Annotated in this window: 11 protein-coding genes; 3 read left to right on the top strand and 8 right to left on the bottom strand. The window is 46.8% G+C overall.

Annotation, left to right across the window (positions count from 1 at the left end; genetic code table 11):
- Positions 1–154 precede the first annotated feature (154 nt).
- Positions 155–637 carry an SsrA-binding protein SmpB gene (gene smpB / locus FBY58_RS03605; RefSeq protein ID WP_141919533.1) on the bottom strand — a complete coding sequence of 161 codons (483 nt, stop codon included), beginning with the start codon at positions 635–637 and terminating at the stop codon, positions 155–157.
- A gap of 3 nt (positions 638–640) precedes the next feature.
- Complete coding sequence (gene dapA / locus FBY58_RS03600; protein WP_141919532.1) at positions 641–1516, bottom strand: 4-hydroxy-tetrahydrodipicolinate synthase; 876 nt, start codon at positions 1514–1516, stop codon at positions 641–643.
- A gap of 48 nt (positions 1517–1564) precedes the next feature.
- Between dapA and FBY58_RS03595 the strand changes: the two genes are divergently transcribed.
- A complete protein-coding gene (locus FBY58_RS03595; protein WP_260432081.1) occupies positions 1565–3631 on the top strand; it encodes a lytic transglycosylase domain-containing protein in 2067 nt (688 codons plus the stop codon).
- Positions 3632–3805: 174 nt separating this feature from the next.
- Positions 3806–4303: a transcription elongation factor GreB gene (gene greB / locus FBY58_RS03590; RefSeq protein WP_141919530.1), complete on the top strand. Its 498-nt coding sequence runs from the start codon at positions 3806–3808 to the stop codon at positions 4301–4303.
- Positions 4304–4376: 73 nt separating this feature from the next.
- On the opposite strand, the gene FBY58_RS03585 is transcribed toward greB, so the two are convergent.
- Positions 4377–5162 (bottom strand): polyphosphate kinase 2 family protein, encoded by a 786-nt coding sequence (locus FBY58_RS03585; protein WP_141919529.1) that lies wholly within the window; start codon positions 5160–5162, stop codon positions 4377–4379.
- Between the two features lie 37 nt (positions 5163–5199).
- Complete coding sequence (aspS, locus tag FBY58_RS03580) at positions 5200–6990, bottom strand: aspartate--tRNA ligase (protein ID WP_141919528.1); 1791 nt, start codon at positions 6988–6990, stop codon at positions 5200–5202.
- 101 nt (positions 6991–7091) lie between these two features.
- On the opposite strand from aspS, the gene rnd reads away from it, so the two are divergent.
- Positions 7092–8264, top strand: a complete 1173-nt coding sequence (rnd, locus tag FBY58_RS03575) for a ribonuclease D (protein WP_141919527.1) — start codon at positions 7092–7094, stop codon at positions 8262–8264.
- A gap of 104 nt (positions 8265–8368) precedes the next feature.
- On the opposite strand, the gene FBY58_RS03570 is transcribed toward rnd, so the two are convergent.
- From FBY58_RS03570 to FBY58_RS03555, 4 genes are all read right to left on the bottom strand, one after another.
- Positions 8369–9895 (bottom strand): Ppx/GppA family phosphatase, encoded by a 1527-nt coding sequence (locus tag FBY58_RS03570; RefSeq protein WP_141919526.1) that lies wholly within the window; start codon positions 9893–9895, stop codon positions 8369–8371.
- A gap of 169 nt (positions 9896–10064) precedes the next feature.
- Entirely contained in the window at positions 10065–12203 is a 2139-nt protein-coding gene (locus FBY58_RS03565; RefSeq protein ID WP_141919525.1) for an RNA degradosome polyphosphate kinase, read from the bottom strand.
- A gap of 190 nt (positions 12204–12393) precedes the next feature.
- Positions 12394–13044, bottom strand: a complete 651-nt coding sequence (locus FBY58_RS03560; protein WP_141919524.1) for an HdaA/DnaA family protein — start codon at positions 13042–13044, stop codon at positions 12394–12396.
- 3 nt (positions 13045–13047) lie between these two features.
- On the bottom strand, positions 13048–14094 hold the full coding sequence (locus FBY58_RS03555; RefSeq protein ID WP_260432080.1) for a hypothetical protein: 1047 nt from the start codon (positions 14092–14094) through the stop codon (positions 13048–13050).

Raw genomic sequence — 14094 nt, 5'->3', positions numbered from 1 at the left:
TTTTTAAAACGCGGAGCCTACCATATTTTACACATAAAGATAAAATCAAATAAAAAGAGGTAACTTGTTTTCGCTAAATTTGTGCAAAATTACTCACAAATGAATCTTTACAAGCTAAGAACAACCTCTTTGTTTTAAGCATCCTTAAATCTTGTCACCCTTTGTCACGCAGCAATCTTGCCTGATCACGCTTCCAATCACGCTCTTTGATCGTTGCGCGCTTATCATGGGTCTTTTTACCGCGAGCAATTGCCAGCTCCAGTTTAGCTTTTCCCTTATTATTGAAATATAAACTGACTGGAATGACTGTCATCCCTTCACGGGAAACGGCGGTCACCATCTTACGAATTTCACGTTCGTGAAGCAGCAACTTTCTGGGTCGTTTTGGTTCATGATTGAACCGATTTCCGTGACTAAACTCAGGTATATTGGCATTGATCAGGGTAACCTGACCGTTTTTAACCTCGGCATAGCTTTCAGCAATAGACCCCTGCCCGAAACGCAAAGATTTTACTTCGGTTCCGGTCAAGGCGATACCGGCCTCGTAGAAATCTTCGAACGCATATTCGTAACGGGCACGCCGGTTTTCAGCGAGTATTTTGGATTTTTTAAACTGAGGTGGACGAAAAGCAGCCATCTTTTAAATTAACCTTGCATGGGAAAGCGCCGCATCGACTAAAGCCTTGCTCTTTTCGGTAGGCGGAACCAACGGCAAACGCAATTCAGACGAAAATTCCGGATATAAGCGAGACAAGGCATATTTGACTGGCGCCGGAGAAGAATCACTGAAAAGCGCAGAATGCAACGGATAAAGCTGATCCTGCAAAACCAAGGCATCCTGATACCGATTTTCGGCACATGCTTTTTGGAAATCTGCGGAAAGCTTGGGCGCGACATTGGCTGTCACAGAAATACAGCCGACACCACCCATGGCATTAAATGCCAAAGCCATATCGTCATTACCCGACAGCTGACAGAAATCAGCGCCACAGGCTAATCTTTGCGCAGAAACCCGCGCGATATGTCCGCTTGCATCTTTCATACCGACAATAGCAGGTAAACGCGACAAGCGCGCCAAAGTTTCAACCGAGATATCGCTTCCGGTGCGGCCTGGCACATTATAGATCAAAATAGGAATCGGGCTATTTTCAGCCAGATAGCTGTAATGAGCAAATAACCCTTCCTGACTGGGCTTGTTATAATAAGGTAAAACAACCAAACCAGCAGTGGCGCCTGCTTTCGCGGCATGTTGCAAATGTAATAGTGATACCTTGGTATCATTCGATCCACATCCGGCGATCACCGGAACCCGACCATTTACCTGATCGATACAGACAGCCATGACATAATTATGTTCTTCTATGGTCATGGTTGCGCTTTCCCCTGTCGTTCCACAGGGGACTACGGCGGATGAACCGCCCTCGATCATGCGGTCAACATGCGCTCTGAAAACCACTTCATCAAACTTTCCGTTGCGAAACGGTGTCACAAGAGCAGGAATTGAGCCCGTGAACATTATCATCTCCTTCCCTTTGGTATGAAGCTGTCTCATATAGTGAAGACCATGGCCCATAACCAAACTTTACTATCGTCTGATAAAGACGTTACGCCACGTCTGTCCAGACAGCGCGAACAGCGCAGGCAGTTTCTTAAACTGTTTGCGTCCATCATACCGGCTGGCCTGTTTCTTTCCGGGCAGGCTTACGGGCAACGCAATAGCATTGCCATAGTCAATCAGCCAGCCGAGACAGACAGTAAAATTGCAAAATGGCAAACGTTACGTTCTGGCACGTCTTTATCTTTTCAGGATTATGCCTCTTTCCTTATAGAAAATCCCCATTGGCCAGCTGAAAATATCCTAAGAAAGGCGGCTGAAAAAAATTTAACTGATGCTTTGACTGCTATAGGAGAAAAACCGCAGCAAGCCTTGCGTTTTTTTCAGCTTTATCCTCCGGTCAGCAATAATGGGCGTGCCGCCTATGCCTTAATTCTCGATCAATATAACCAACAGGGAGAAGCGGTAAGACAGGCCAAAGCCGCATGGACAGAAGGCTATCTCTCTCCAGATATTGAAAACAAGCTTTTTATCCGCTTCAATAATAGCTTCACAGCACAAGAACAGGCCATCCGTGAAGATCGGTTATTATGGGGCCATAATATCGAAGCGGCACGCTTACAGCTTAATCGCGTTAGTGAAGACCAAAAACCGCTTTTTGAAGCCCGTATGGCCTTACAGAGTATGGCACCCGAAGCAGAAGCCCTCTTATCGGCATTGGGTTCTGATGCGGACAACAATCCCGGTATTCTTGCCGATCATGCACTTTATTTGCGCGCTAAAACCCGCCCATTTGATGCAAGGGCATTATTGGCAGCCCCCCGTCAGTTGCAGCAAATGCCTAGTGATGCCGAAGAATGGCTTAGCCTATTGCTGACTTTTGCCAAGGCCACCGCCAATGATAAACAATATGCTCAAACTTTGGCAATTGTCCGGCAAGTTTACAGCATTTTCCCCGACAGTCGAAAGGTAAAGGAGCAATCCTTCACCATACGGGATCGCTATACTGATCTTCTGTTTTTAGGTGGGCGAACGGCCTTAAAATATTTAAACCAACCCAAAGAGGCTTTGGTTTTCTTTGGCAATTACGCCGCCGCCTCAAAAAGCCCGCAAAGCCGTAGCCGTGGTTATTATTGGGCAGGTCGGTCTGCATTGGCTATGCGCGATGAGGCACTGGCTCGTCGTTATTTTGCTGCCGCGGGGCAAGCCCCTGATCAATTTTACGGACAGTTTTCACTTGAATTACTGGGTCAGGCCGTGCCGATTCCGCCCTATAGTGCTTCGCTACCAGACTCTAGCCAACAAAACAGTTTTTATAGCCGCTCTTTGGTGCAGGCAACTATCCGTTTAGGACAGCAGCAAAACTGGCGTGACCAGAGCCTTTTCCTCCGTGCGCTTGCCAATAGCCTGACGCAACCCGATGAATATACGATGGCGGTCGATCTTAGCCAACGTATCGGGCGGCAAGATCTCGCTGTCATGGCTTCACGTGCTATGCGAAATAGCGATCTCATTGCCTATAATCGTAGCGGTTATCCCAGCTATTCGCTTCCAGAGTCAAGCGAACCAAGCTGGGTCATGGTTCATGCCCTATCCCGCCAAGAAAGCCAGTTCGACCGCCATGCCAAAAGCAGTGTAGGTGCATTGGGTTTGATGCAGTTAATGCCCAAAACAGCACGAGATCAGGCGCAAAAATTGGGATTATCCTACGATCCTTCGCGTCTTGTGAATGATCCTGCCTTTAACCTGACATTAGGCGCTAGTTTTTACGAAAGAATGCGCAGCTATTATCAAGGCAGTCATCTCCTCGCTGTCGCTGCCTATAACTCAGGGCCGGGCAATGTGAATCGCTACCTTTCCAGCTATGGCGATCCCAGATTACCCCATGCCGATGTGCTTGACTGGATCGAAGACTTTCCGTTGGATGAAACCCGAAATTATATACAGCGGGTTCTCGAAAATGCGGTTGTTTATAGTCGGATTGACCCCGACCCCAATCGCAGTCGTGTCGGTGGGCAAGCCTTATCTGACTATCTAGGCGGAATGGATCATATTGGCCCTACCCTCTCTCGATAAGCCTAAATAACCAAGGCTATATGAAGGAAAGAACCCTTTTCAAGGCGCCTTTGCCCTTTTGTGCAATGGGTTCTTTATAGAAAGAAAAAAGCCTGTTACCGCTAGGTAGCAGGCTTTATTTTTCAAAAACAATTTTCTCGAAATTCAAAAATAATCAAACAGGGCGAATGTCCAGTGACTACGAAGAATCCCAACTATATTACGCCAGAAGGCTTGCAAAAGCTGAAAGAACGCTACCACCATCTGATGAATGTTGAACGTCCGAAGATTGTAGAAATTGTTAGCTGGGCAGCCGGGAATGGAGACCGCTCCGAAAATGGAGATTACATCTATGGCCGGAAAAAAATGCGCGAAATCGACCGCGAATTGTCATGGCTGTCTCGCCGTTTAAAAGCAGCCCGTGTTGTCGATCCATCAGCTGTAGAAGATCGGTCAAAAATCTGGTTTGGAGCAACTGTTGTTATTGCTGATGAGGAAGATAACCAGCGCAAGGTTGTTTTAGTCGGTGAAGATGAAGCCGATGCTAGCAATGGTCGCATCAGTTGGAAGTCACCGATAGCCCGTGCGTTACGGGGGGCTTCTTTAGGCGACCTCAGGACAGTGCGTTTACCGGCTGGTGAAAAGGAATGGGAAGTTATCGATATCGCTTATCCTGCCCCTGTTGCCGGATAACGGTAATAAAAAATTTCTTTTGTCACATATGACCTTGATGTCCCGATATCAGGACATCAATCATAACCTTATTTTAATTCCCAATATCAATGCCAAATTTTTCTTTGGCCAGCTTGATGATTTCAGGATCAACCGGGGGCGGTGCCGTCGGCAGATTTTTTTCCAGCTCATCCGCAATCAGAGTCAACGCGTGGATTCGTGCAGCGGGTTTGTCATTGGCATCAATGATATGCCAAGGCGCCCAATGCATACTGCACTGATCAAACATATCGAGAAATGCTTTTTTATATTCATCTCGTTTATCTCGGGCATGAAAATCAGCGACACTGATTTTTACATGCTTCCACGGGTGATCCAAACGCCGTTTAAAGCGCTCATCCTGCGTTTTTGCCGTAATATGGCAAAATATTTTAATAATCTTCGTGCCATTTTCGCATTGCAGTGACTCAAATTCATTAATCTCGTCATAGCTGCGCTGCCATTCTTCGTCGGTCGCCAATTTATCAACGCGCTCAACCAGAACGCGCCCATACCAGCTCCGATCAAAAATCGAGACTTCTCCATTGGCAGGCATTTTCGACCAGAAGCGCCACAAGAAATGCCGAGATTTTTCTTCTTCAGTCGGAACGCCGATAGGCCACACTCTAAAATGGCGTGGATCCCATCCTGAAATCAGCCGTTGGATAATACCGCTTTTTCCGGAACTATCCTGCCCTTCAAACAAGATAATCGCCTTCTGACGATATACGATATAGGCTACCAAAATATGGGCGAGCCTCTTTTGAAGCTGTGCCAGCGTTTTATCGTAATCGCCCTTAAACGGCGTAGCTTGTTCATAATCGGCAAGATTAACGGACATCGCAGTATTATCCCCTCTGTTTACGGCGTTACCGAATTTACGAGCCTGATTTTTGAGTAGGCTTGGTTGCAATCCGCAACGACAATTCCTTTAACTGCCGTTCGCTTACAACTGCCGGTGCCCCCATCATCAGATCTTCGGCTTTTTGGTTCATTGGAAATACAACGACTTCGCGGATATTCGGTTCACCGGCCAACAGCATAACCATGCGATCAACCCCTGGGGCTGCACCACCATGCGGCGGAGCGCCATATTTGAAGGCGTTAATCATACCGGCAAAGTTTTCATCCACCATAGCCTGATCATAGCCTGCAGTTTCAAAGGCTTTATACATGATATCCGGTCTGTGATTCCGGATAGCGCCTGATGACAATTCGATGCCGTTACAGACGATATCATACTGATAAGCCAGAATATCGAGCGGATCTTTGTTTTCCAAAGCTTCCATGCCACCCTGCGGCATCGAAAACGGGTTATGGCTAAAGATAACCTGCTTGGCATCTTCGTCATATTCGAACATCGGGAAATCGACGACCCAGCAGAAACGGAAGCTGTCTTTTTCGACCAGATCCAGCAATTCACCGACGCGGTTACGGGCAAGACCAGCCAACCGAGCGGCTTCGCTTTCTTTACCCGCAGCAAAGAATACACCATCATTGTCGCCAAGGCCAAGATCAGCCAACAGCTTTTTGGTTGCTTCTTCACCCAAATTGCGCGCAATCGGGCCACCAGCTTCGCCATTTTTGATATTAATATAACCGAGACCAGCAAAACCTTCTTCCCGTGCCCAGTTATTCATATCATCAAAGAATTTACGGCTGTTTTTTCCAGCTTCCGGTGCTGGAATAGCGCGAACAACGGCACCCTTGGCAACCATACCGGCAAACAAACCAAAACCGGAATCACGGAAATGTTCGCTGACGTCGCTGATTTTCAACGGGTTACGAAGATCAGGTTTATCGGAACCATAATACAGCATTGCATCACGATAAGCGATTCGCGGGAATGGGGCTGGCGTAACTTTTTTGCCTTCGCCGAATTCTTCGAAAACGCCTGCTAAAACCGGTTCGATCGTCGCAAAGACATCTTCTTGGGTAACAAAGCTCATTTCGAAATCGAGCTGATAGAATTCACCCGGTGAACGATCTGCACGGGCATCTTCGTCACGGAAACAAGGTGCAATCTGGAAATAACGGTCGAAGCCTGCCACCATCATCAGCTGCTTGAACATCTGAGGAGCCTGCGGCAACGCATAGAATTTACCCGGATGAACACGGCTTGGCACCAAATAATCGCGTGCGCCTTCTGGGCTCGAAGCCGTCAGAATCGGGGTCTGATATTCATTAAAGCCCTGCTCGATCATCCGACGACGCAAACTGGCGATCACATTCGAGCGCAAAACAATATTGCGATGGAGACGGTCGCGGCGCAAATCCAGATAGCGATAACGCAGGCGAATATCTTCCGGATAATCGGCTTCGCCTGCAACCGGCAAAGGCAATTCCTGCGCAAAAGATTGGACATCGACATCGGATGCCCGAATTTCGATCTCACCCGTTGCCAGATTCGGATTTACAACTTCGGGTGCTCTTTCAACGACTTCACCTGTGATAGTGATAACCGATTCGAGTCGAAGTTGATCCAGTTTTTCAAAAACAGCCGAATCACTATCGGCAACAATCTGGGTCAGACCATAGTGATCACGAAGATCGACAAAAAGTAATCCGCCGTGATCGCGTTTGCGATGCACCCAACCGGAAAGGCGGACTTTCGCGCCAACATCGGCGCGTCTAAGGGCAGAACAATTATGGGTGCGATAGGCATGCATGTATTAAATTTCCTGATTGCACGAGATTTTTGTTTACTGTTGCGCTTCGCTCGGACAGCTTGTCTTTGTCAAGGCACACAATCCGGTTAATAGTAGGCTTAATGCAGATTCATCCTCTTATCACAGATAGCGCAACGCTAGCCGCTCTTTGTTCCCGCTTATCCCGGGCTGACTTTATTGCCATAGATACCGAGTTTATTCGGGAAAATAGTTATTGGCCGGAGTTATGCCTGATTCAGATCGCGGACGATAAAGAAGCCGCGGCCATTGATCCACTGGCTCCCAGCCTGGACATGACCCCTCTTACTGATTTGTTGGTCAATAATGAAGATATTCTTAAGGTTTTTCATGCCGGAGGGCAGGATCTCGAGATTATTCTTCATCATACCGGCAAAATGCCCTTTCCTCTTTTTGATACACAAATCGCAGCCATGGCCTTGGGAGTTGGAGAACAGGTCGGCTATTCTAATCTGGTAGAAAGATATCTTTCGATCAAATTGGATAAAGGCGCAAGATTTACAGATTGGTCACATCGTCCCTTAGACCGGCGGCAATTGGATTATGCCATTGCCGATGTCACCCATCTAGCCACCCTATTCCCGATGTTATTGAAAGAATTAAGGGAAAAAGGCCGTGGGGCATGGCTTAATCAAGAAATGGAGCGGCTCGCCGATCCCTCTCAATATATCAATGATCCCGAAAAATCGTGGTTGCGTATCCGTATGCCTAACCGGAAAGCCGATGTTCTAGGACGATTAAAAGCCTTGGCCGCATGGCGTGAAAACGAAGCTCAAAACCGGAACATTCCACGCGGACGGGTCGCCAAAGACGAAACTTTGGCAGATCTTGCGATTCACCCCCCTCGCCGTCAATCTGACCTTGTAAAAGTGCGCGGTCTCTCGGGAAGCTGGGGCAGCAATGATATCGGCCAAAGGCTGATGAGCACAATCGAGAGCGCCCAGCCCTTAAAAGCAGAAGAAATTCCGCAACGTAGCGACCGAAAATTATGCATCGGCAAAGACGGTGCAATGATTGCTGATTTACTTAAATTGTTGTTGAAAATACGCGCCCGTGATGCCGAGGTCGCCGCTCGTCTCATCGCCAAAAGTGACGATATTGAAGCTATTATTTCAGGTGAAGTTGAAAATAATCCAGTTTTAACCGGTTGGCGCTACGAAGTTTTTGGGAAAGAAGCCTTAGCTTTAATTGAAGGTAAGATGGCTTTCAGTGTCCAAAAAGGCAAAATCGCAATGACCGTGCTTCAACAGGAATGACAAAATGCCCCGACCTTCGCTTTCCGATTTTGTATCGCCAAAGCGAAGGTCTTCTTTTTGAAGTTTTTATATCTTAAAAAACTGAATGCCTAATTTTGGTGATTTCAAAGAAATTCGACAACTTCACTGGCATCAAAGCTATTTGCCAAGGCTTTTAAACGGCGCAGAACAGTTTCGCCTTTCAACTTATAATTACCCAAAAATTGCAGAATAATTTTGTTATTCTGGTAAAGAATAGCGCTCTTTTTCAAAGTTGTGGTCACCCCTCCCGACAACCGCATCCCCAATCTAATTGCTTTACCCCAGCGGACAGCACAAAGATTATCAGCCTCACTAAGCAAATTATTGGTAATTTTTTTATCCATCACGCCATCATAGCTGACAGCCAAAGCCTGTCCGATCAAGGCGCGCCCATGCGCATCCAATCCGACCCAACGACCATGAAGAATAATACTAAGGATTTGATCTGCGCGGAAATCAGGATTGGTCTGCCATGCGCTATCCGCCAACAAACAAGCCGCATGCCGCAGTCGACGATAAGGCAGCGGATCACTCTCGAAAAGAGGCGTCATCCAATCATAGAGAGCCTCTCCTTGCTGGTAAAAACGCCCCGCAATTTCACCACGTTGATTGGCACTCCAAAGAAGCGGATCAAGCTTACGAGTCGCCTTGTCAAGGCTCAGATATAACAGCCCTTCTCTCAATCCATAGGCTGACGTAACCAGACACTGGCTTCCAAGACGGCGACTGACGACAGCCAGTAATGCGGCCGCATCTGAAAGCTGCTCTACGCGCGAGATAGAGATATTGGCCTTATTTTTTAGCTTTTTTAAACTATGGCGCTGAATGACGCGGATTAATTTTGAAGGCCGATCCGGCGGCATAATATAGTTATGCAATACCGGCACAGGATAATGCCTTACATGGATATCCAGCTTTGCCAATGACCGCCAAGCGCCTCCCACCATATAGAAAGGCAGGTCTCGGGCATTGGCTAACCAATCAATTTTTTTAAATGCTTCGGATATGAAATTATCCAAAGCATTCCGACTTTTCTTACGAATATCCGCTATTCTAAGAACACCTAACGGCAAAGATACTCTATCTTCAACCTGCCCGTTACAAACACGGATAAGTTCAAGGCTACCCCCACCGAGGTCACCGACAATACCATTGGCGTCCGGAATGGCGGACAAAACGCCATAACCAGAACCGTAGCCTTCTTCTTCCCCTGATAAAACTTCGACATCAAGGCCGATTTTAGCAATTTCCCCGAGTAGGAAAGCCCCATTTTTAGCATCCCTAACGGCAGCGGTTGCTACCGTTCTCAAGGAGCTCAACTTCATGATCCGCGCTAATTCCCAAAAACGCGTTAATTCAGATATCGCCAGCTCGATTGCTTTTTCATCAATGCGACCATCAACAGGAATATTTCGCCCTAATTGGGCTGAAATTTTTTCATTAAATAGAATTCTAGGGGCGCGGGTCAGTTGATCATAGATAACCAGACGAATCGAATTCGAACCGATATCAATGATGCCAATAGGGCCTTCCTTGTCCCATTTTTTCTGTTGGGGCACCGGATACTTGGTATCCACATCCTTGCCGCCCTGCCTCTTATTCAGCATCATGAAAAATCCGTCTCAACTGGTCACTAGGGAGTAAAATTGACAACGAAGCAGGGGGATTTTGCCCCTATTTCGCGATGTTCTTATCCTATAATAGGAAAAAATCATTGCTTTTTATGAAAAATGCCACCGCTATATTATTATAAAACAATATAGCGGCTGACATATCTCGTTATATTTCTTCGCGTAACTGTAATTTAGGAATTTTGCCGTCGACCAATGCAGTTCCTCGGCCAGACAAAGAAGGATTTGTCATAAAGTAATGATGCAGATTGAATAAATGCTCGGGGTCTTTAATCCGCTCATAACGACCATCCGGCAATAGACGCCAACTTTGTTCGCTATCCAATAAATTAGCGACCATAATCTGATCTAGCACCTGCGCATGGACAGTCGGATTTTCGATCGGAACCAAAGTTTCAACGCGGCGGTCAAAATTGCGCTGCATCCAGTCAGCCGAAGAAATAAAGACCAAAGCATCTTTATTGGGCAAGCCCTTACCATTTCCAAAGCAGACAATCCGACTATGTTCCAAGAAGCGACCAACAATGGACTTAACGCGAATATTATCGGAAAGACCGGGTACTTGTGGCCGCAAGCAACAGATACCACGGATAATCAGATCAATATGGACACCGGCCTGCGATGCCCGATAAAGACTTTCGATAATGGACGGATCGACCAAAGAATTTAACTTTGCCCAGATAACTCCGGGGCGTCCCGCTTTGACATGCTCAATTTCAGCTTCAATCAGCTTTTGTAATTTATCCCGTAAGCCATGCGGAGATAGGGACAACATTTCGAGATGCGGCGGTTCAACATAACCCGTAACATAGTTAAAGAGCTGGGCGGCATCACGGCCAGCCCGCTGATCAGCCGTAAAGAAGCTTAAATCGGTATAAATACGCGCTGTAACTGGATGGTAATTACCGGTACCGAAATGGCAGTAAGTTCGATAACTATTGCCTTCGCGGCGGACAACCATTGAAACTTTGGCGTGGGTTTTCCAGTCAATAAAGCCATAGACCACCTGAACCCCGGCTCGCTCTAACTGGGTTGCCCATTTTAAATTCTGTTCTTCGTCAAAACGCGCTTTTAACTCGACCAAAGCGGTTACCGATTTTCCCGCATCAGCCGCGTCAACCAACGAACGAATGACGGCTGATTGTTTACCAGCGCGGTATAAAGTTTGCTTGATCGCGACGACGTCTGGGTCGGCCGCGGCTTGCTGTAAAAAGGCCAGAACGACGTCAAAGGTTTCATACGGGTGATGGACGATGATATCTTTTGCGCGAATGGCCGCGAAACAGTCTCCGCCATATTCCATAATACGTTCAGGAAATCGAGGCGTGAAAGGCGCGAATTTTAAATCCGGTCGTTCTTCCTCCACCATACGGCTCAAATCAGAAATAGCGAGGAAACCGCTGCTCTGGAATAAAATCGCGTCACCACTGATTTCATCACAAACCAGCTTTTCCAAAGCAGGCGGCATATCCTTTTCCATTTCCAGCTGGATAACACGGCCTTTACGCCGCATTTTCAATGCAGAATGGAAAGACAAGACAAGGTCTTCGGCTTCTTCCTGAAATTCGATATCACTATCGCGAATAAGCCGGAAAGCGCCGTGACTGATGACATCAAAGCCCGGAAACAGAATAGAGACAAAACGTCTAATCAGGGTTTCAATCGCCACATAACGCGCCGGATTTTTTGCTGAGCTATGACCTGATGGTAAACGAATAAAACGCGGTAAGGTCGATGGAATCATCAACAATTCGCGTACCGGAATTTTATCAGCCTGACGAACCAGATCGAAAACGAGACTAAAGCCTTTATTCGGAATAAAGGGGAAAGGATGTGCCGGATCAAGCGCCTGTGGCGTCAAAACGGGAAAAACTTGCTCCCGAAAATGATTTTCCAGCAGTTCAGCATCTTCGCCGTTAATTTCGTCAATATTCAAAACTTGAATACCAACCGTTTTCATTTCTTCGCGCAAGATATGCCAACATTCCTGCTGGTTGGCCATCAATTCGCGGGTGCTTTCTGTCAAGGCTGCTAATTGCTGGCCAATGCTCATGCCGTCATTGGAATAGGCATTCAGGCTTTGCAGTTGCTGGCCTTTTAACCCTGCAACACGCACCATAAAAAATTCGTCAAGATTATTACCGGATATAGAAAGAAAGCGTAATCGCTCCAATAGCGGATGAACCTTATTACCTGCTTCTTCAAGGACACGATGGTTAAAGGACAACCAGGACAATTCTCGGTTAAAAAAACGCTCACTTAAAGGCAGCTCAGCGATAAGGGACATATTATTTTCTTTCATCCATTAAGCGAAAAATAAACCTGACTGGTAATATCGACAAAGATTACTAAGCGCTTTTTTCTGATTCTATAGTGACAAATCTGATTCTCGAATCAACTCTACCAAAAATATATGATACTTTTATAAAATCGATTTTTTCTCTTCAGCTTGCTTCCTGCTGGCAAAAAATTCTATCTCAAAATATATTTTTTCGGCCTCTTTTGTCTTCTTCTGGAATTTCTTCTCCGGCCATAATTGCCCGCACCATATTCAAGGTAAGAGGCCCTCGCCTTTTCAAGGCTGCCTGATCCAGCTTATCAATCCAGTCCAAAACAGCAATATAGTTATGCTCAATACGCGGCGTAACCCATTCCAATATTTCGGTTGAAACCGGCAATCCTCGCCGTCCGAGCCGCCGTTCAATTAAGGCTGCAATCAACGGTGTATCAGGCGCTTTGATGGCCAAATGAGGGCTAGCGATCATTCGGGAACGCAAATCAGGAAGCTTGATTTTCCAAAGTGGTGGCGGCTGGTCAGCAATCACCAGCAAAGGACGCTTTAACCGCTCCGCCCTATTCCATGCGTGAAAGATAAATTCTTCTGATCGTCTTTCCGCATTATCAATCAATTCGCCACCCGTACGGGCGACAAACAGCCGCCCTAAAAGGCTGCGACCAGATTTACGCATACCTGTTAAAAGTGCCGATTTTACAGGCCATTTTTGCCATAAGCGCAACTGCTCAACGGCGATATTATTGGCGTCGCTGACAATAAAATCTCCATCATTTTCCGGCTCGGGCCAGATCAGAGGCAAAGCCATCTGTGTGACAGGAGGAGAAGAGGTCATCGGTCAGGGCGTGGGCGCCAAGGGCGCCTCCTTTCTTTTTTCGGGGCTGGATAGGCCGCCGCTATTGTTATTCTTTAAAGCCATATTCTCATCACGAGGATACGCCGGTGCGGGTACGGATCTTTGTGTGAAAGTCGCAACCTCGGACGCCGGAGCTTCAATCGCAATAAAGGTTCGGTCATTGCCAAGATTGCCGCCAAACAAAGCCATCATATAGATAGCATCTATATGCTCAACACCTTGTTTTAATAAGACAGGTAAATTGTCGATAGAAGCAGCTTTTAAAGTAAAATGACCCAATATCTTTTGATCGATACCGTATTTCGCCAAAAAAGAAACTGAAACAGGACCTCCTGGCCAACTATAATGTATTCGTATTTCAGGCGTCAAAAGACCACTGGCACCATATTGTTCCAGAATATTCTGCCATTGTATCTGGTTCTGACTGCCAAGTTGTGTGGCATTCAATAAAACCGGATCAAGATTGTCACCTGTTGGCCGAACATAGGCGATATGACTATGGCTGGTTTTAAATTCAGCCCAAGCTTTCTGCCATGCATTCCGCCATTCAAAGCTGACGGGCGCCCCCGCTGTCCAAGTTAACGGCACCAACAACATGGGCGGTGAATGCCTATAATTTTTACGCAGCCCCAATAACGAACCACCCCGCGCCCGATCAAATTCAACCCCCAAAGTAGCAATATAGCGATTCGGACCAATCTCTTCCTTTTCGACCACGACAGAAGACACAATTGAATCAAGTTTCTTGTCAGAAAAAGGCGTGGTTGGATCTTTTAGATTGTCATCACGATCAAAATCATTCCGCTTGTCCCATAACAATTGCCAAGCCTTTCTTTCCGCCAAACGCCAGCCAATCAGTCGTGCATTTTCTCCTGATGAAGCACTGACATCGACACGAATACCGGTAACCAGTAAATTTTCGGTTGTTTCTACTGGCGGAATACCTCTATCTCCCGGTTCAAGCTGGGCATAGGCAATGGTCGGACACAAAGCGTAACCGGTCGTTATGACCGGTAACAACCCGAACAA

This window comes from Zymomonas mobilis (assembly GCF_006715975.1).
Lineage (GTDB): Bacteria > Pseudomonadota > Alphaproteobacteria > Sphingomonadales > Sphingomonadaceae > Zymomonas > Zymomonas mobilis_B.
This window is presented reverse-complemented; position numbering and strand designations above follow the sequence as displayed.